An 18,233-nucleotide genomic window follows, 5' to 3' on the forward strand; every position below is an offset into this window, starting at 1 on the left:
TTCGCTGGAAATGGAGGCGGGGGGACGATGGAGGGTAAGGGGCATTATCGGAGCCCCTTCGGGGAGAGGAAGTGTGAAATCAAGCGAGCCACGAGGTTGAGGGCCATGACGATGAGAATGAGCACGAGGGCACTGGTCCACGCTCGATCAAGATAGGCCTGAGTATCCATTCCTTGGTTCGCATACTCCGTGTACACAAAGACAGGAAGGGTCGCCATGCGGTCGCTGAAAAGGTCGTAATTCATGCTCGTGCTCATGCCCACAATGATGAGCAGGGGGGCCGTCTCACCAATGATGCGCGAGATCGAAAGCATCACACCCGTAACAATCCCGGCGATAGCAGTCGGTAAGACAACTTTGACAATGGTTAACCACTTTGGCACCCCGAGGGCAAATGCTGCTTCGCGTAGCTCGTTGGGAACGAGTTTGAGCATCTCTTCGGTCGAACGAACGACCACAGGAATCATTAAGACCGACAGTGCGACTGCGCCACCGATGCCAAAGCGAATGCCGGGGCCAAAGAAGATCGCGAACAGTGCGAACGCGAACAGCCCGGCAACAATCGACGGGATACCGGTCATGACGTCGACAAAGAACGTAATCGCCTGGGCGAGGCGGCCGCGGCCGTACTCCACGAGATAGATCGCGGAAAGTAGGCCGACCGGCACGGAGATGAGGGTAGCCGCGCCGGTGATTTCTAACGTTCCGATGAGCGCATGCAGCCCACCACCGCCTGCGCCGACAACGTTGCGCATGGAGGAGCCAAAGAAATCGATGTCAAAGCGCGGTAGGCCATTGACGACGGTTGTGAAGATGAGCGAAATCAGGGGCAGGAGTGTAACCAAGAAAGCTGTCGTAACGAGCCCCGTCATAAGGCGATCGGTTGCTTTGCGCCGCCCTTCAGAGATTCGCGAGAGCACGTAGATCAAGATGATGTCAAGAACGGCAGCAACGACAACAGCACCGATGATGTTGAAGTTGTGAGTCGCGCCACCGAGATCCAAAATAAAAAAAATACCGAAGGCAACAACAACGCTGAGCCCGAGTGTGGTCAGCTGTACTCGCTTCGTGAGCGGGCGATATCCGCTCGCCACAACGGGTCTGTTCATGGTCATGGTGGTCATTAGTTGGCCCCCGAGAATGCCTTGCGGCGGTTGATGGCGACACGGGCAATTGAGTTGACAATCAGCGTGATGATGAACAAGAGCAGACCGGTTCCGATCAAAACATTCACGCCGATGCCGCTGGCCTCCGGAAAGTTGAGAGCGATATTTGCGGCGATGGTTGTCGGGTTTTGCGATTGGAGTAAGGCAAACGAGATGATGACCGACGGCGAGAGCACCATGGCAACCGCCATTGTCTCACCCAGGGCGCGGCCGAGGCCGAGCATCGTGGCCGAAATGAGGCCGGGGCGCCCAAACGGCAGCACGGCCATCTGTATCATTTCCCAGCGCGTAGCGCCGAGGGCCAATGCGGCTTCCTCGTGCAGGCGCGGTGTTTGCAGAAAGACTTCGCGGGCGATCGCGGTGATGATGGGAAGGATCATGACGGCGAGCACGATAGCGACCGTGAGAACGGTTCGCCCCGTTCCAGAAACGGGGCCGGCGAAAAAGGGAATCCAACCGAGGTTGTCAACGAGCCAAACAAAGAACGGCTGGACGGCCGGAGCGAGGACGGTGATACCCCATAAGCCAAAGACGACCGAGGGAACAGCCGCTAGCAGGTCAATGATGTACCCGAGGCCTTGAGCGAGCTTACGCGGCGCTATATGGGAGATAAAGAGGGCAATGCCGATCGACAGGGGCAACGAAATGAGGAGTGCGAGTGCGGCTGCCCAGATCGTTCCAAAGACGAGGGGGCCAACCAGCCCCCAGAATCCTGATCCATCGGAGGAGATATCGGCAGGGTTTGCTAGGAAGGCGGGGAGGCTCTCGGCGACCAAAAAAATAGCGACAGCGGCAAGGACCACGAGGATCGCAACTCCAGCAACCAATGCCGAGGTTGAGAACACTTGGTCCCCCCGTCGTTTCGGAGAGCGAACCTGATTTGAGGCAGTCACAGCGTGAGTCACATGTCTTTCTTAGCGCACAGGGGGCTTACAAAGAAATACCCGGCTCGAAAGTGTCCAGAAAAGGACCTTCGAGCCGGGTACTAGTTTATTTACTTGATGGCGTTGACGATAGCCAATGCCTTTTCGGAAACAGCTGCCGCGAGGGGAGCCGATCCGGCGTTTGTAGCGGCGTCCATCTGTCCTGCATCGCTCAGGATGTAGTCAAAGTAGGCCTTGACCAGGGGAGCAGATGTTGCGTCCACGTACGAGTTGCAACCAATGAGGTAGCTGACCAACACGATGGGGTAGTGCGTGGGGTCGGTCGTGGTGCGGTTGATCTTGATCGCCATGTCGGTGGCATCGCGGCCCGCGACTGCAGGGCTGCCAGCAACAACGGCTGCGGCGGCTTCTGCAGTGTAACCAACGAACTTGTCGCCAACCTTGATCTTGGCTACGCCAAGCTTGCCAGCCTTTGATGCATCTGCGTAGCCGATGGTTCCGACTCCGTTTTTGACAGCGTCAACGACACCTGAAGTGCCCTTGGCGCCTTCACCGGTTGCAAAGGGGAAGGGGTCGGCGGGCTTGTCGATTGCCCAGTCAGCCTTTGCCGTCTGGAAGAGGTAGTCCGAGAAGTTCTTGGTCGTGCCCGAGTCATCCGAGCGGTGAACTGCTGTGATGGCGGTCGAAGGCATGGTGGCCTTGGGGTTCAGAGCAACAATTGCGGGGTCGTTCCAAACGGTGATGGCACCCGAGAAGATCTTGGCAAGAGTAGAAGCATCGAGGTTGAGCTCGGTTACGCCCGCGACGTTGAAGATAACAGCGATGGGGGAGATGTAAGCAGGAACCTCGAAGGGCAACGTACCGGCGGTGCAGGCAGCGAAGGGTGCAGCCAGCTCGTCCGTGCTGAGTGAGGAGTCAGTACCAGCGAATGCAGATCCGCCAGCGATGAACGTCTTGCGTCCCGCGCCGGAACCGGTGGGGTCGTAGTTGATCGTGACTTTAGGGTTGGCAATCTGGAAGGCAGCGGTCCAAGCTTTCTGAGCGCTGTCCTGGCTGGATGCGCCGGCGCCGACCAATGTACCGGTCAGGGTGGAGACGGATGCCACGGGTGCTGCTGCTTCGTTGCTGGCGCAAGATGACAGCGCGAGGGCTGCTACGGCTGCGGTTGCAACGATGGCCGAAATACGGCCGGTGCGTGTGATTTTCACTGTGAGGTGATTCCTTTCAGGAATGTAAGTACAACGCGAACCAGTGTTGGTGGCTCGTTGCAAATGTAGGCAGTGGAAGTAACGCCCCACTGGCCCCAAGGTAAACGCAAGGTTAACTCGACATGAATCGCAGGTTCTCCCTAAGGTGAACGGCAGGGGTTTCACACTAAAGCGTCGTGGGTTTCAATGGCGATGATGCCGGATGCCGGATGCGTCTTCGACAGGTGAATCACACTGAAAGAAGCGGTATCCAGAAGGCCTGCCTCCATGACAAAACTCCCCAATGGAGTGCCCGTTGCGAGAGCAATCTCACGAACGAGCTCAGGAATAACGGGTCCATGGCTGCAGATCACGACGGTTTTCTTCGATCGCACACGCTTGCCAATGAGGCTGCGCACGTCCTCGCTGTCATCGTGGAAGGCGTGCTGGCTGATGGCCTCGACGAGCTTGACGTCGCGCCCCAACGCTTGGGCAAGGGGCGTCATTGTCTGCTGGCACCGTAAACTCGTGCTGGCGATCAGGCGGCGGGGGTGCCAGCTGCTCAACGCCTTGACGAGGGAGGTTGCTTGACGAGAACCACGGCGACTCAAAGGACGGTCGACATCAGCGCCTTTGAATGTTGTGGGTTCCACAGCCTTGGCGTGACGCAGAACAATGAGGGCAAACGTCTCCGTGATTTGTTGTTTCAGGAGAGCTGCGAAATTATCCAAAATAATGCGGTCCGGGTCGTAACTGAGCTCTTTGCGTGCCCTCTCCACGGGCATCCACTCCAGGGCGGCGACCTCGTCGTTGGGAATGAAGGTTGACGCGTGAATCGCGTTCTCAGTGACCTCGGCCGCCCAGTAATGCACGATCTTGTTGCGGCCGCTGGGGAGGACGTACTCCGTGACGCCCAGCGGTACGCCCAAGGCGACCGTCAGACCGGTTTCCTCGGCAATTTCTCGAACCGCTGTTTCGGGCAACATTTCGCCGGGGTCAACTTTGCCCTTGGGCAGAGAAATGTCGCGCCGGCCCGAGCGATGGATGAGCAGCACCTGCACGGTGCCCCCAATGTTTCGCCAACAAACTGCTCCAGCGGCGTAGACCGCCGTCTCAACGGTCAGGCTCATCGTTTTACTCCGGTGCGGCGGCGTTGGGAAATCTCTTTCATCACGGTGTCTTGGAGGTCTGTGAGGGGAAGCCCATCAGGTCCCGTGGCGTGCCGAACCCATGACCCATCTGGGTCCATCCACCAGGATGCTGTCTGCGCGTCCATCGCCAACGTGAAGAAATTATCAATCTCGGCGACGTGGTCTGGCACGGCGAGACGAACGAGCACTTCCACTCGGCGATCGAGGTTGCGGTGCATCATGTCGGCACTGCCGATAAAGACCTCGGGCTCACCGTTGTTGGCAAACATGAACACCCGCGAATGCTCAAGGTAACGCCCAAGAATCGAGCGAACACGGATCGTTTCGCTGAGCCCCGGCACACCGGCTTTCAGGGCGCAGATGCCCCGAACCCAAATATCAATCGGCACACCCGCCTGGCTCGCTCGATACAAGGCATCGATGATTACTTCATCCACTATGGAGTTGATCTTGATTTTGATTCCCGAGGGTAACCCCGCAATTGCGTTGGCGGTTTCTGTGGCAATGTGTTTGAGGAGGCCCTTGCGAAGGTGGAGGGGTGCCACCAGAAGGCGCTTGAACTTCTTCTCGATCGCGTAGCCCGAGAGCTCGTTGAAGAGACGCGTCAGGTCACGGCCCACCAAAGGATCGGCGGTCAGTAGCCCAAAGTCTTCGTACAACCGGCTCGTCTTCGGGTTGTAGTTGCCCGTTCCCACGTGAGAGTAGCTGCGGAGAATGCCATTCTCTTGACGAATAACCAGCGCCAGTTTGCAGTGGGTTTTCAAACCCACGAGTCCATAGACGACGTGGACGCCGGCTTTTTCCAGTTTTCGTGCCCAGCTGATGTTGGCCTGCTCGTCAAAGCGCGCCTTCAGCTCGACGAGGGCAAGAACCTGTTTGCCGGCCTCAGCCGCGTTGATGAGGGCCTGAACAATGGGACTGTCGCCCGAGGTGCGGTAGAGGGTCTGCTTGATCGCCAAGACGTTGGGGTCGGCCGCGGCCTGCTCGAGAAAAGCTTGCACGCTTGTGGAGAATGACTCATACGGGTGGTGCAACAGAACATCTCCGCGTCGAATGGACGCAAAAATGGAGGATTGCTCACCGGTTTCACTGGGCAGCAGTTCGGCAGCCGTCGTCGGAACGTGGGCTGAGTAGTGCAGGTCGGGGCGTTTGAGGCCAGAAAGCCCAAATAGGCCGCCAAGGTTCAATGGTTCAGGCAGGCGGTAAACCTCTTGGTCGGTGATGTCGAGTTCGCGCACCAACAGATCGAGGGTCACAGAATCCATGGCCTGGCTGATTTCCAAACGGATGGGCGGCCCGAACCGCCTCCGCAGAAGCCCTTTTTCCAACACTTGGATGAGGTTTTCGGTCTCATCCTCATCGATCTGTACGTCCTCGTTGCGGGTGACCCGAAACGCGTGATGTTCGATGATTTCCATTCCAGGAAAAAGATGACCGAGGTGATTGGAAATGAGGTCCTCGAGCGCAATAAAGCGAACGTCGGACAGTTCTTCGCGCTTATCAATCCGCAGGAACCGCGGCAACATGGGCGGAACCTTCAAGCGAGCAAATTCCTCCGTGCCCGTTTTTGTGTTTCGCACTCGAATCGCGAGGTTCAACGACAACCCTGAAATGTAGGGGAACGGATGCGCCGGATCCACGGCGAGCGGCATTAGGACCGGGAAAATCTGGTCGGTGAAGTACTCCTCCAAGATGTCCTGGTCGGCTGCATCGAGGCTATCCCACGTGACGACATGGATCCCGGCCGCTGACAATTCTGGGCGCACCACATCTTTGTAGACCGCGGCGTGGCGAGCCTGTAGCTCATGGGCTTTGGCGGAAATAGACGCCAGAACGTCGCTCGGGGCCGTTCCGATGTTGGTGGGGACGGCGAGCCCGGTCACGATGCGACGTTTGAGACCAGCGACGCGAACCATGAAGAACTCGTCGAGATTGGCGGCAAAAATTGCGAGAAAGTTTGCTCGTTCTAGAACGGGAATGGCGGTATCTTCGGCCATCTCCAGAACGCGCTGGTTGAAAGCGAGCCAGCTCAATTCACGATCAAGAAATCGATCATGGGGCAAATCGGCAACCTCGGCAAGGGGTGATTCGTCGAAATCGTCGTCGAAATCGTCGCCGACTTCGGGAGTCGCGCCCAATGCGCCGCTGGCTGAAAGTACATCCATAAGGAATATCTTGTCAGGTTAGTCAAACGTCAGACGTCCCGAAGGTGTCCAACAACTTAACGACGCCTATGCAGACAGCGGGGCCTTGCGCGCGTCATCCGCGACATTGAAGCGATACCCAACGTTGCGAACAGTGCCGATGAGCTGTTCCATCTCGCCCAACTTGGCGCGTAGTCGTCGCACGTGCACGTCCACCGTTCGGGTGCCGCCGAAGTAGTCGTAGCCCCACACTTCGCTGAGCAGTTGTTCGCGGGTGAACACGCGAGAGGGGTGTGTGGAGAGAAAGCGGAGGAGTTCAAACTCTTTGTACGTCAGGTCCAAAGGTTTGTCGTGAACCTTGACCGAGTAGCTCGCCTCATCGATGACAACCCCCGAGGCCAAGACGCGTGAATCACTGTGAGACGCGCTGTTTGCACGGCCCAAGGCCAAGCGAATGCGAGCATCCACCTCTGCGGGCCCCGCCGTTTCAAGGATCACATCGGTCACACCCCAATCGGGGCTCACCGCGGCAAGGCCGCCCTCGGTTATGACGAGAAGGAGAGGAGCGCTCAGGCCGGTCGCTTGCAGAATCTTGCACAGGCTCTTGGCGCTGACGAGGTCTGTTCGCGCATCCACAATAATCACATCGCTGTTGGGGGCATTCACCAGCTCTGCCGGCTGAGCGGGAATTGTCTTAACCGAGTGCGAAAGCAACTCAAGGGAAGGAAGCACATCGCTTTCGGGGCGCGTGGCCAAGATAAGGATGGTCGCCATGTTTCCTCCGCGTCTCTTGCAGTTTCATTCTAACCCACGAGAATCCAGCGTCTTTTCCGTGCAACGGGGGGTGAATTTCCCGGCGGATGACCGGATCTCCTGGCCGAATGATTAGAATAAAACCATGCTGCTTGCACTGGAACTCTTCTTCATTGGACTCCTCGCTTTGGCGAGCCTTTCCATCGCTTGGGTTGCTGGCATCGTCGTCTTCAAACTCTTCCGGGGCCAGCGCTAATCGCATCCGCCCCGTTCACCGAGAACCCTTCTGCTTCTGAGAGCGTGCCTCGCTCCTTGGGGTCTCCCGTGCGATCACCCCTGCTGGGTTTGCCGGCATCCGTTGAATCAATCGGGCTTGGGGTCGCTGCTTCTTATGGCAATCCCTTCACTGAGCAACGTGATCTCCTTTCAGGAAGCGCTGTGGTCGATCTCTCGCATCGCGGCGTCGTTACTGTTACCGGCCCCGATCGTCTTTCGTGGCTGGATTCGCTGCTGAGTCAGGATTTGCGCTCGCTGAAGCCCGGGGACAGTACTGAGGCGTTGCTCCTCGATCCTCAGGGCCACATCGAACATGCCATGCGCATCATGGATGACGGTGTAACCACGTGGCTACTGGTTGACGAAGACCGCTCTGTGTCGCTTGTGAAGTGGCTGGACCGCATGCGTTTCATGAAGCAAGTCGAGGTCGCCGATGCTTCTGATGCTGTTGCGACGTTCGGGTGTTTCGATAGCGGCTCGGCATTTTCCGCGCTCGGTGCAGTCGCCCTTTCTCCCCAGGGAGCCGCTCTCGTGTGGGCCGATCCGTGGAATCACGTGTCTGCCGGCGGTTGGCAATATGCCGATGCCGCTGAGCATCCTGCCGGTGAATGGAACTATCGCGAGGTGCTGGTGGCGCGCGAGCGTATGCCCGAACTCGTGCTGTCCATGAAGGGGGCAGAGACTGCTCCCGCGGGCCTCATTGCCCTCGACGCACTTCGTATTGCTGCGTGGAGACCGCGTATCGTGACGGAGGGTGACGCGACAGCGTTACCTCACGAAACTGACTGGCTACGCTCGGCGGTGCACTTAAACAAGGGCTGTTACCGCGGCCAAGAAACTGTGGCCAAAGTGCATAACCTTGGCCACCCCCCTCGGCGTCTCGTTTTTCTGACGCTGGATGGTTCCGACGCTGTTCTGCCAGAAGCGGGAACTCCCGTCTTCTTCGGCGAAACGGAAGTCGGGCGCATCACCTCCTCGGGCCGCCATTTTGAGGAGGGGGCCGTTGCGCTCGCCATCATCAAACGCTCGGTGGCCCCGGATGCTGAACTCGTGGTGAATGTCGACGCCGTCGAAATCGCCGCCGCTCAGATTGTCATCGTGCCGACGGATGCCGGTCGTGTCGCCAATGTGCCGCGCATGCCGCGTCTGGGCAAGGTCACCCGCCCAATCGCGTAGCTCACCCGCCCAATCGCGTAGCTCACCCGCCCAGTCGTGATTTATTGAACGGCCGACGATCTTCAAGCGAGGGGAGCGACGGCTGCCCAGTCCACGGTGAGCTCGCCCAAACGCCACCGGGTTCGACCGGCACGAATCGGCCAGCCGGCGTCACGTAGGGCGCTGACCGTAGCGATCCAGCGTTGCGTTGCTCCGAAGTCGCGCAGCGGTGCATTTACGCGCCACGCCCGATCTAAATCGGTGAGAAAACGATGAATGTTTTCTCCCTCGACGTTGCGGTGAATGAGAGCCTTCGGCAAACGTTCTGCCACGATCGACGGAAGTTCCAGCTCGTCGAGACGGAGCGAAATCGAGAGTGTTTGAGGTCCTCCCGGCACGGCCGGGTGACCTGATTTCTGAATCCCGGGCGGAGTGACCGCAATCCAGCTGGCGATGCGCCCGATTTCATCGCACGTCCCATCCACGAGTACGCCCCCAGGTTGCAATCGCGTCAGCATGCGTTCCCACGCGGGCGCCACTTCGCCTTCGTCATACTGGCGCAACACGTTAAACGCCCGAATGATGACGGCTCGGCGATTGCGGGGGAGCGGCACTTCAAATCCGCCGCGTTCAAAACTGACATTCTGCATGTCCGCGACATCACGCGCGACCCTAGCGGTACCGCGGAAAGGGAGCGGCGGGGGAGTTCCCTCAAGCACCCGTGCCTCTGCGAGTGCCCGAGCCTCCTCAAGTTCCCTCCGGGCAAGAGCTACGCGCTCAGGATGGATCTCCAAGCCGATCAGCTGCACGTCCGGCCGAGCCTTGCGCAGGCGCTGCATGAGTTCTAGGGGTGTAACGGCGCTCGCGCCATAACCTAAGTCGACAACGAGGGGATCATCTGTCGTCCTGAGTTCGGGCCACGTCTGGAGCCAACGGTCGACGCGGCGTAAACGGTTGGGATTCGTGGTCCCCCGCGTAATCGTTCCTTCGGCCATGATTCCTAGTCAACCACCTTCGGTAAACTGGATGTATGACGACGCACACCCTCATCCTTCTTCGCCACGGTAACAGCGAGTGGAACCAAAAGAATCTTTTTACCGGATGGGTGGATGTCCGGCTCACCGAACAAGGCGTCGCAGAAGCGAAGCGTGCCGGCGATTTATTGGTTGCGGCTAATCTCCTTCCCGACGTGCTTTACACCTCAGTCCTGACCCGTGCCATCCAGACGGCGAACTTGGCTCTGGATGTTGCCGACCGCGCCTGGATCCCTGTCAAACGAAGCTGGCGCTTGAATGAGCGCCACTACGGTGCGCTTCAGGGCAAGGACAAGGCGCAAACCCTCGCCGAGTATGGCGCCGAGCAGTTCCAACTGTGGCGTCGGTCATTCGACGTACCACCACCTCCCCTGAGTGACAACAGTGAATTTTCGCAGGTACATGATCCGCGCTATGTCGGGATTGACGGCGCGCTCCCCAACACAGAGTGCCTCAAAGATGTCATCGACCGCATGCTGCCCTACTGGGAGTCCGACATTAAAGTTGATCTTGCCGCAGGCAAGACCGTTCTCGTTACGGCCCACGGCAACTCGTTGCGCGCGATGGTCAAGCACCTAGAGGGAATCTCTGATGACGCCATTGCCGAGCTCAATATTCCAACGGGAATCCCACTCGTCTACACGCTAGACGACAATTTCCTGCCCATCGGTGCGGGAGAGTATCTTGACCCCGAGGCCGCTGCAGCGGGTGCCGCCGCTGTCGCCGCTCAGGGCGCTCAGAAGTAGAAAGTCGCCCACGCAGAAAAGCGCTATTCGGCAGATTTCTTGGTGGCTGAAATGTCGGGTGCCCACTCGCCGGTCGAGAGGTATTTGACCTTGCGCGCAATTGAGACGGCGTGGTCGGCAAAACGTTCGTGATACCGCGAAGCGAGGGTAGCGTCCACGGTGTCGCCGATTGATCCTGACCATTTTTCACTCAGTACCTTGTCGAAGACGCTCACGTGAAGTTCATCGATTTTGTCGTCGATGTCGCGAATTTCTTCGGCAAAAGTGAGATTTTGCGTGCGGAGAAGCTCAACGAGCTTGCCGACGATTTCGACGTCGAGTTCCCCCATTTTGCGGAACGTGCCACGGAGGCCCTTAGCGACGACGCGTTCAGGGAAACGGTACCGAGCGAGTTGCGCGATGTGCTCGGCCATGTCACCCATGCGCTCGAGGGAAGCGCTCATGCGAAGCGCGCTCACTACGATCCTGAGGTCGCGAGCCACAGGCTGCTGACGGGCAAGAATCTGAATGGCAAGTTCATCAAGACTGAGCGCGAGTTCGTCAATGCGAGCGTCTTCTTCAATAACTTGTTCTGCCAACTCGACGTTGACGTCACCGAATGCCGTCGTGGCATTCTTCATTGAAGCGGCGACAAGTTCAGCAATCTCCACTAGTCGCTCTTGAACTTCATGAAGTTCCTGTTGAAATACATCGCGCATGAATATCCTCCCGGCACATCGTGGTAGCCGTCTCAGTTAGCCCCGAAAAGGTATCCCAGACATGTCTAACAGGTTAACGCAAACTCAGACTCTGGTTAACACTTGAGCACTCTTGTCGCCGCCACGCTATCGCGCCCCCTCCGACACCGCCGCGAGGCGCTCCGGTGGATTAGCCTGAACACGACATGAATACTGAGTACCTTCTCCTCATCGCGATCGGCGTCGGGGCAATCGCTGGCGCGGCAATTTCGAGCTTGGTCTTTGCCGCCGCGCGTCAACAGCAAACAGCCGCCAAACTTTCCTCTTGGGAAGTGCCCCAAGGGGTGACCTCGCTCATGGAACTCTTGGAGGTGCCCGCGATCATCGTTGATCCGTCGCACAATGTCATGACGGCTTCACCACTCGGGTATTCCCTGGGTTTCATCTCGCAAGGACGCCTCGTTACACCGGAACTTGTCCAAATGGTCGATAATCTTCGAGACCGGTCAGATTCCCTCACCGGCGAATTTGAGGTTGCCCGAGGCCCCTTCGGGGATGCGTCGCTCAGTATCTTTGCGAGGGCATCACACTATGGCATTCGGTTCACCCTTCTCCTCATCAGCGATAAGACGGAGTTTCGTCGGTTAGATGAGGTTCGCCGAGATTTCGTCGCCAATATCAGCCACGAGCTTAAGACGCCGATTGGCGCCGTTGGGCTGCTCGCCGAGGCAATAGAACAGGCAGCCGATGATCCTAAAATGGTCAAACATTTTGCCGATCGACTCCAGACGGAGGGCCGGCGCTTGGCGGGAATCACCCGGGAAATCATTGAACTCTCCCGACTGCAAGCTGAAGGCGCTCTCACCTCTTTCGAAAAGGTGAGCATTGACGACATTATTTCTCAGGCCGTCGATCGCAATCGCGTTGTTGCCACGACGAAGAACGTCGATGTCACGGTGGGTGGTGAGTCGAGGACCTTTGTTTACGGTGATGCCGGATCTCTCATTGTCGCTGTAGACAACCTCATTTCGAATGCCCTGCAATATTCCCCCAATAACTCCCGCATCGGAATTGGTGTCACTCGGCAACGTGACTGCATCGACATTGCCGTCACGGATCAAGGGATAGGAATGACGCCGGATGAGGCGGCGCGCGTTTTTGAGCGCTTCTATCGCACCGATCAGGCACGGTCGCGCACGACCGGGGGAACGGGACTCGGACTCAGTATTGTGAAGCACACCATCCAGAATCATGGTGGCGAAGTTCGCGTGTGGTCTCGCCCCGATAACGGTTCAACTTTTACTATCCGATTGCCCGAAGCTACCGAATACCCCCACGGAGAGACTCCATGACCCGCATCCTTCTCGTCGAAGATGAAATAGCCCTCAGCGAACCACTGGCATTCTTGCTGGGGCGTGAAGGCTTCGAAGTGACTGTAGCGGAGACCGGACCTGAGGCAATCGAGATGTTCGCGCTCGCAAACCCCGACCTGATTCTGCTGGACCTCATGCTTCCGGGCATTCCGGGAACCGAGGTGTGCCGCCAGATTCGTAACATTTCGAATGTTCCGATCATCATGTTGACGGCGAAGGACTCAGAGGTCGACGTTGTTGTGGGTCTTGAGCTTGGGGCTGACGACTACGTCACGAAGCCATATTCCACGCGGGAACTCTTGGCCCGGGTGCGTGCGGTCATGCGTCGCCGTATAGAAGAAGGCTCGCCGATCTCAGATGACGTGCTGTCGTCAGGGCATATCTCCCTGGATATCGACCGCCACACTCTGCACGTCAGCGGGAAGCTGACGCCCATGCCATTAAAGGAATTCGAGCTGCTGGAGTACCTCATGCGAAATGAGGGACGCGTTCTTACCCGCGGCCAATTAATTGACCGCGTCTGGGGTAGTGACTATTTCGGGGATACCAAGACGCTGGATGTGCACATCAAGCGCATCCGCTCCCGTATCGAAGCTGATTCCAAAGAACCCGTCATGCTAATGACCGTTCGTGGTTTGGGCTATCGCTTCGACGCTCCACACAGTTAGCATCCCCGCGAAGTCTCGCCGCGAGGGCTGAAAAAGTTACTTTGTGCCGAGGTGCAGAACGGTGGAGGGCTCGAGCCCGCTATATTCGGGTTGACCCGTCGTGAGCACGGGCACGAGGGTAGTCTTGCCGTCGGAGTTTCCATACTGGAAGTACACCTTGAGAAGCGACCCGGGTTGCGTGTCAATACCTTCGAAGACAATCTTGTTCTCGGTGGCGGCACCCCACGAGGTGGGGGTTTGCGAGCTGGGAATTCTCAGTTTCCCGTCTACCATTGCCCCCTTGGACAGGAACTGGATGTTCAAGTTCACGTCACTGCCGGAGGTGTTGATGGCGGACATGAGCAAGCTGGCGGCCTGGCCGTCATTACTGATCAAAATGAGGTTGCGAAGTTTGATATCGCCCACGTTGACGCCAATGCCATCGCTGGCATCGTACTGATGGGTCGTTGCCTGGGGCTGGATGAGGTTGCAACCGCTGGCACCAAGGGCGAGCCCAATGGCCAAGATGGCAGAGATGGCGATACGAACCTTCACGACGAAAGCCTCCAAGTGGGCGGTCTGTGCGGCCTCATTTAAGGCCGAAAATCACAGCAAATACAGCTCAACTCTAGCCTAAAAACCATGCGCGGCTCGGCTTCATCACCCCGCTGAGCGGGAAGATATTATGAAATGGATTTAGTGTAGTACACAGTGTTTTGCTGGAAAAGCCCCGAAACCAGAGGCTATTTGGCGTGGTAAACTGGACTATCTTCGAAGGAGAAACACGCATGCAGTTCATCGTCGGTGAAACCGTCGTCTACCCGCACCATGGTGCGGCAAAAATTACAGAGGTTAAGACCCGTGTAGTTAAGGGCGAAGACAAGCTCTACCTCAAGCTTCACGTTACGCAAGGCGACCTCACAATTGAGGTTCCTGCCGAGAACGTAGACCTTGTTGGCGTTCGAGACGTCATTGGCAAAGAGGGCCTCGAGGAGGTCTTTGACGTGCTTCGGGCACCCTTCACGGAGGAGCCCACCAACTGGTCGCGTCGCTACAAGGCCAACTTGGAAAAGCTTGCCTCGGGCGATGTCATCAAAGTTTCCGAAGTGGTTCGTGACCTGTGGCGTCGTGACCAAGATCGTGGACTCTCCGCTGGGGAGAAGCGAATGCTTGCCAAAGCGCGTCAGATTCTGATTTCAGAACTTGCGTTGGCCGAGAAGACCGACGAAGAGTCGGCATCCCTCGTTCTCGATGGCGTTCTGGCGTCGTAGGCGTAACGCTTTCATTCTTTAGCCCGTTCTCGGAGCGAACATGAATCAGCACGCATGAGTCCTTCGTTCACGCCGCGCGTCGGCGTGATTGTGGTGGCCGCCGGGAGTGGCGCGCGTCTTGCCATGACAGAACCCAAGGCTTTCGTTGAGCTGTTAGGGGAGACGCTGCTCGAGCGGGCGCTACATTCTGTTTTTGGAATGTTGGAGCCGGCTCAGGTCGTCATCGTTGCCCCGCCAACGCATCTCGAGCAGGCTCGCGTCATCGGCGAGCGCGCCGCAGGTGTGATTCCCGGAATCATGTCGGTGGTTGCCGGTGGGGAGACTCGGCATGCCTCGGTCGAGGCCGGCCTTGCGTGCCTCAACCCTGGCATCTCTGTTGTGCTCGTGCACGATTCGGCCCGAGCACTGACTCCGGCTTCCGCCTTCGACGCCGTTGTGGCAGCCGTGGACTCTACGGGCGAGGGCATCGTGCCGGCTCTTTCGGTAGTAGATAGCATCAAGAGAATTGGTTCCGGAGGCGAGATTCTGGGCGTTGTCGATCGCCGTGACTTGGCGGCGGCCCAGACGCCTCAGGGTTTCCCGCGGGCAGATCTTGTGGGCGCCTACGAGCGTGCCGAACATGCGGACTACACGGACGACGCTGCCGTCTTCTCGGCCGCGGGCCACCGAGTCCACGTCATTGAAGGTCATGCCCTCTCTTTCAAGATCACGACCTCGTGGGACCTCAACCGGGCGCGCCATCTTCTGAGCGACCGTTTCGACGGCGCTACGGTGGCCGCAGTCCCAGCCGCAGCCGCAGTCCCCATGGCAGCCCCCGCTGCAGTGTCTCGCGTGGGAATAGGGGTCGACGTGCACGCTTTTGGCCAAGGGGGGAACCTGTGGCTGGCCGGGTTGACGTGGCCCGGTGAAAAACAACTCTCGGGACACAGCGATGGTGATGCCGTGGCGCACGCCTTGTGCGATGCCCTTCTTTCGGCAACGAGCCTCGGTGACATGGGCGCCGTCTTTGGAACATCACGGCCAGAATTTGCCAATGCGAGCGGTGAGGTTTTTGTGCGCGAAACAATTCGGCTTCTTTCCGTAGCCGGCTTTGAGCCCGTTCATGCCAGCGTGCAAATCATTGGCAATCGCCCCACCTTTTCCCCTCGCCGCCTCGAAGCGGAAGCGCTCCTTGCACGATGGGTCGGGGCCCCCGTCAGCCTTTCTGCCACGACAACCGACGGGCTCGGATTCACCGGCCGCGGTGAGGGAATTGCCGCCCTGGCAACCGCCCTCGTTCGCCTCCGCCAGTAGGCTATGTCGGGTGAGCATCCGCCTATTTGATTCGAAAGAAGGAGCCCTTCGGGCTTTCGTTCCGCTCGAACCCAATCGCGTCTCTGTGTACGTGTGCGGCCCCACTGTTCAGTCCAGTCCTCATGTCGGACATTTGCGAAGCGCCTTGGTTTACGACCTCCTTCGTCGCTGGCTGACCCACGAGGGGTATGACGTCACGTTGGTGAGAAATGTGACCGACATTGATGACAAGGTCCTGGACAACGCGGCAGCGGCGGGCATCGAAAAATGGTGGGCGCTGGCCTATCGCATGGAACTCGAGTTTTCGCAGGCCTATGCGGCGTTGGGCATCCTTCCGCCGACCTACGAACCTCGGGCTACCGCGAGCATTCCCGAGATGATTGCGCTCATCGAGCGCCTCATCGACCGCGGTCACGCGTACGTTGCTGCCGATGACTCGGGCGATGTTTACTTCGACACGCGCCGTTGGCCTTCCTACGGTTCTCTGACCCATCAGAATCCTGATGACATGGATGCCGCGGCCGACGCGGACCTTCGCGGCAAGAACGACGCGCGCGACTTCGCCCTCTGGAAGGGCCACAAGGTAGGCGAGCCCGATTCGGCAAATTGGACAACGCCGTGGGGCGGCGGCCGCCCCGGCTGGCACATCGAGTGTTCGGCGATGGCCACCAAGTACCTTGGCTCATCCTTTGATATTCATGGCGGCGGGCTCGATCTGCGCTTCCCCCACCACGAGAATGAACTGGCTCAGTCCGAGGCAGCCGGCGACGGTTTCGCTCAGTACTGGCTGCACAACGGACTCGTCTCGATTGGCGGTCAGAAGATGAGCAAGTCGCTCGGAAATTCAGTTTTTGCCGCCGACTTGTTGGCCGCATCCGATGCCATTGTGCTTCGTTATTTGCTCGGATCGGCACACTATCGTTCGACTCTAGAGTTGCACGAAACCGCTATTGCCGAGGCGCAGGCCGCCTTTGACCGAATCACGGGTTTTCTAGCCCGGGTCAACAGATCTGCCGCCGCCGATGTTGTTGCCGGGCAGGTTCCGGAAGCGTTTCGAGAGGCCATGAATGATGACCTCAATATTCCTCAGGGTATTGCCGTGATCTTCGACGAGGTACGCTCAGGGAACACGATGCTAGATGATGGCATGATTGCTAAGGCGGTTTCCATCGCCGAACGCATTGTTGCGATGCTCGATGTTCTGGGATTGAACCCGGGAGCACCCGAGTGGAACAACACCGGCACACAGCCCAGCGCCGTAGCCCTCGAGCTCCTCCTGGAGCAACTACTTCTCAACCGCCAAGAAGCGCGTGACACACGTGATTTCGCGGCGGCCGACAAAATCCGCGACAATCTCGCCGCGGCAGGAATCACGATAGAAGACACCCCCACGGGTGCACATTGGAGTCTTCATGGCCGGTAAGCCAGGACGAGCCGGAGCGGTTCGCAAGCAGGGTAAGAATAAAGCAGTTGGTTCCGGCGGACAGGGCCGTCAGGCGCTTGAGGGCAAGGGCCCTACGCCGAAGGCAACGCAGCGCGACTGGCACCCCGCCGGCAAGCGCAAGATTCACATGGACAAGTTGGCGGCCACCCGGAAGCTTCGCGGCCCGGGTTCTCCGGCTTCGGCTGATGGTGCCGTGCGCAAGCCGCAGGTTCGCCGCCCCAAGCAGGTCGACGAGGCAGAAATCGTGACGGGGCGCAACTCCGTTCTCGAGGCACTCCGCGCGGAGATTCCCGCCACAGCCTTGTACATCTCGAACCGCATCGAAATGGATGACCGGGTCAAGGAAGTCCTCAACATTGCCACCAAACGCGGCCTCCCCATCATGGAGGTTATGCGCCCCGAGCTTGACCGCCTCGCCGGTCACGACTCGGTGCATCAGGGCCTGGCCCTGAAGGTGCCGCCGTACGAGTACGCACACCCCACCGAACTTCTGGATGAGGTCATTGCCTCGGGCCAGAACCCTCTCTTTGTGGCGCTCGATGGCATCACGGATCCCCGCAACTTGGGAGCAATCATCCGTTCCACCGCAGCTTTTGGCGGGCATGGAATCATCGTGCCTCAGCGACGTTCGGTAGGTCTCACCGCTTCCGCGTGGAAAACCTCGGCCGGTGCGGCGGCTCGTTGCCCCGTGGCAATGGCCTCCAATCTGACGGCCGCGATCAAGGCATTCAAGGAACGTGGCGTGTTTGTTATTGGCCTCGACGGCGATGGCGACGTAGATCTTCCGGGCCTCGAACTCGCCGAGCGGCCATTGTTGATTGTCGTGGGCAGCGAAGGCAAGGGACTGTCGCGTCTCGTCACGGAGACGTGCGACGCCATCGTTTCAATCCCTATCTCGGCCAGCACAGAGTCCTTGAATGCAGGAATCGCAGCGAGCGTCACGCTCTATGAGGTTTCCCGCTTGCGCTCAGCCGCTGTCTAGCTAACTTCCAGACTTCGCCCCTAGGCTAGAAGATGCGCCGGCGGCTTCAT

General features: G+C 58.5%; 17 protein-coding genes. 8 read left to right on the top strand and 9 right to left on the bottom strand.

Annotation, left to right across the window (positions count from 1 at the left end; all coding sequences use genetic code 11):
* Window positions 1–44: 44 nt before the first annotated feature.
* From pstA to FB555_RS00195, 6 genes are all read right to left on the bottom strand, one after another.
* Window positions 45–1,124 carry a phosphate ABC transporter permease PstA gene (gene pstA / locus FB555_RS00170; protein WP_182483441.1) on the bottom strand — a complete coding sequence of 360 codons (1,080 nt, stop codon included), beginning with the start codon at window positions 1,122–1,124 and terminating at the stop codon, window positions 45–47.
* Complete coding sequence (gene pstC, locus FB555_RS00175) at window positions 1,124–2,071, bottom strand: phosphate ABC transporter permease subunit PstC (protein WP_182483442.1); 948 nt, start codon at window positions 2,069–2,071, stop codon at window positions 1,124–1,126. The genes pstA and pstC overlap by 1 nt, the downstream gene beginning before the upstream one ends.
* Before the next feature lie 89 nt (window positions 2,072–2,160).
* On the bottom strand, window positions 2,161–3,258 hold the full coding sequence (gene pstS / locus FB555_RS00180) for a phosphate ABC transporter substrate-binding protein PstS (protein ID WP_182483443.1): 1,098 nt from the start codon (window positions 3,256–3,258) through the stop codon (window positions 2,161–2,163).
* Window positions 3,259–3,419: 161 nt separating this feature from the next.
* On the bottom strand, window positions 3,420–4,367 hold the full coding sequence (locus tag FB555_RS00185; protein WP_182483444.1) for an NUDIX hydrolase: 948 nt from the start codon (window positions 4,365–4,367) through the stop codon (window positions 3,420–3,422).
* Window positions 4,364–6,553, bottom strand: coding sequence for an RNA degradosome polyphosphate kinase (locus FB555_RS00190; RefSeq protein ID WP_182483445.1), 2,190 nt, complete (start codon window positions 6,551–6,553; stop codon window positions 4,364–4,366). The genes FB555_RS00185 and FB555_RS00190 overlap by 4 nt, the downstream gene beginning before the upstream one ends.
* Window positions 6,554–6,619: 66 nt before the next feature.
* Window positions 6,620–7,306 (bottom strand): response regulator transcription factor, encoded by a 687-nt coding sequence (locus FB555_RS00195; RefSeq protein ID WP_182483446.1) that lies wholly within the window; start codon window positions 7,304–7,306, stop codon window positions 6,620–6,622.
* A gap of 303 nt (window positions 7,307–7,609) precedes the next feature.
* Between FB555_RS00195 and ygfZ the strand changes: the two genes are divergently transcribed.
* Window positions 7,610–8,737, top strand: coding sequence for a CAF17-like 4Fe-4S cluster assembly/insertion protein YgfZ (gene ygfZ / locus FB555_RS00200; protein ID WP_343046357.1), 1,128 nt, complete (start codon window positions 7,610–7,612; stop codon window positions 8,735–8,737).
* A gap of 62 nt (window positions 8,738–8,799) precedes the next feature.
* On the opposite strand, the gene FB555_RS00205 is transcribed toward ygfZ, so the two are convergent.
* A complete protein-coding gene (locus tag FB555_RS00205) occupies window positions 8,800–9,711 on the bottom strand; it encodes a class I SAM-dependent methyltransferase (RefSeq protein WP_182483448.1) in 912 nt (303 codons plus the stop codon).
* A gap of 35 nt (window positions 9,712–9,746) precedes the next feature.
* On the opposite strand from FB555_RS00205, the gene FB555_RS00210 reads away from it, so the two are divergent.
* Window positions 9,747–10,496, top strand: coding sequence for a phosphoglyceromutase (locus tag FB555_RS00210; RefSeq protein ID WP_182483449.1), 750 nt, complete (start codon window positions 9,747–9,749; stop codon window positions 10,494–10,496).
* A gap of 23 nt (window positions 10,497–10,519) precedes the next feature.
* Here the strand turns inward: FB555_RS00210 and phoU are convergent, their stop codons facing one another.
* A complete protein-coding gene (gene phoU, locus FB555_RS00215) occupies window positions 10,520–11,194 on the bottom strand; it encodes a phosphate signaling complex protein PhoU (protein WP_182483450.1) in 675 nt (224 codons plus the stop codon).
* A gap of 185 nt (window positions 11,195–11,379) precedes the next feature.
* On the opposite strand from phoU, the gene FB555_RS00220 reads away from it, so the two are divergent.
* Window positions 11,380–12,525, top strand: coding sequence for a sensor histidine kinase (locus tag FB555_RS00220; protein WP_182483451.1), 1,146 nt, complete (start codon window positions 11,380–11,382; stop codon window positions 12,523–12,525).
* Entirely contained in the window at window positions 12,522–13,214 is a 693-nt protein-coding gene (locus tag FB555_RS00225) for a response regulator transcription factor (protein WP_182483452.1), read from the top strand. Before FB555_RS00220 ends, FB555_RS00225 begins: the two co-directional genes overlap by 4 nt.
* Window positions 13,215–13,250: 36 nt before the next feature.
* On the opposite strand, the gene FB555_RS00230 is transcribed toward FB555_RS00225, so the two are convergent.
* Window positions 13,251–13,748: a hypothetical protein gene (locus FB555_RS00230; RefSeq protein WP_182483453.1), complete on the bottom strand. Its 498-nt coding sequence runs from the start codon at window positions 13,746–13,748 to the stop codon at window positions 13,251–13,253.
* Between the two features lie 233 nt (window positions 13,749–13,981).
* On the opposite strand from FB555_RS00230, the gene FB555_RS00235 reads away from it, so the two are divergent.
* From FB555_RS00235 to rlmB, 4 genes are read left to right on the top strand one after another with little or no spacing between them, the layout of a single operon-like run.
* Window positions 13,982–14,464: a CarD family transcriptional regulator gene (locus FB555_RS00235; protein ID WP_182483454.1), complete on the top strand. Its 483-nt coding sequence runs from the start codon at window positions 13,982–13,984 to the stop codon at window positions 14,462–14,464.
* A 54-nt stretch (window positions 14,465–14,518) separates the two neighbouring features.
* Window positions 14,519–15,757 carry a 2-C-methyl-D-erythritol 4-phosphate cytidylyltransferase gene (ispD, locus tag FB555_RS00240; protein ID WP_182483455.1) on the top strand — a complete coding sequence of 413 codons (1,239 nt, stop codon included), beginning with the start codon at window positions 14,519–14,521 and terminating at the stop codon, window positions 15,755–15,757.
* Window positions 15,758–15,767: 10 nt separating this feature from the next.
* A complete protein-coding gene (gene cysS / locus FB555_RS00245; protein WP_182483456.1) occupies window positions 15,768–17,180 on the top strand; it encodes a cysteine--tRNA ligase in 1,413 nt (470 codons plus the stop codon).
* On the top strand, window positions 17,170–18,183 hold the full coding sequence (rlmB, locus tag FB555_RS00250) for a 23S rRNA (guanosine(2251)-2'-O)-methyltransferase RlmB (protein WP_182483457.1): 1,014 nt from the start codon (window positions 17,170–17,172) through the stop codon (window positions 18,181–18,183). The genes cysS and rlmB overlap by 11 nt, the downstream gene beginning before the upstream one ends.
* The last annotated feature ends 50 nt before the right edge of the window (window positions 18,184–18,233 follow it).

The organism is Alpinimonas psychrophila (assembly GCF_014137865.1).
Taxonomy (GTDB): Bacteria; Actinomycetota; Actinomycetes; order Actinomycetales; family Microbacteriaceae; genus Alpinimonas; species Alpinimonas psychrophila.

What these genes read in the sequence shown, in the direction of transcription:
- pstA (WP_182483441.1), bottom strand. Translation starts at nt 1,124, where the DNA reads ATGACCACCATGACCATGAACAGACCCGTTGTGGCGAGCGGATATCGC.
- FB555_RS00185 (WP_182483444.1), bottom strand. Translation starts at nt 4,367, where the DNA reads ATGAGCCTGACCGTTGAGACGGCGGTCTACGCCGCTGGAGCAGTTTGT.
- FB555_RS00190 (WP_182483445.1), bottom strand. Translation starts at nt 6,553, where the DNA reads ATGGATGTACTTTCAGCCAGCGGCGCATTGGGCGCGACTCCCGAAGTC.
- FB555_RS00195 (WP_182483446.1), bottom strand. Translation starts at nt 7,306, where the DNA reads ATGGCGACCATCCTTATCTTGGCCACGCGCCCCGAAAGCGATGTGCTT.
- FB555_RS00205 (WP_182483448.1), bottom strand. Translation starts at nt 9,711, where the DNA reads ATGGCCGAAGGAACGATTACGCGGGGGACCACGAATCCCAACCGTTTA.
- FB555_RS00210 (WP_182483449.1), top strand. Translation starts at nt 9,747, where the DNA reads ATGACGACGCACACCCTCATCCTTCTTCGCCACGGTAACAGCGAGTGG.
- phoU (WP_182483450.1), bottom strand. Translation starts at nt 11,194, where the DNA reads ATGCGCGATGTATTTCAACAGGAACTTCATGAAGTTCAAGAGCGACTA.
- FB555_RS00220 (WP_182483451.1), top strand. Translation starts at nt 11,380, where the DNA reads ATGAATACTGAGTACCTTCTCCTCATCGCGATCGGCGTCGGGGCAATC.
- FB555_RS00225 (WP_182483452.1), top strand. Translation starts at nt 12,522, where the DNA reads ATGACCCGCATCCTTCTCGTCGAAGATGAAATAGCCCTCAGCGAACCA.
- FB555_RS00235 (WP_182483454.1), top strand. Translation starts at nt 13,982, where the DNA reads ATGCAGTTCATCGTCGGTGAAACCGTCGTCTACCCGCACCATGGTGCG.
- ispD (WP_182483455.1), top strand. Translation starts at nt 14,519, where the DNA reads ATGAGTCCTTCGTTCACGCCGCGCGTCGGCGTGATTGTGGTGGCCGCC.
- rlmB (WP_182483457.1), top strand. Translation starts at nt 17,170, where the DNA reads ATGGCCGGTAAGCCAGGACGAGCCGGAGCGGTTCGCAAGCAGGGTAAG.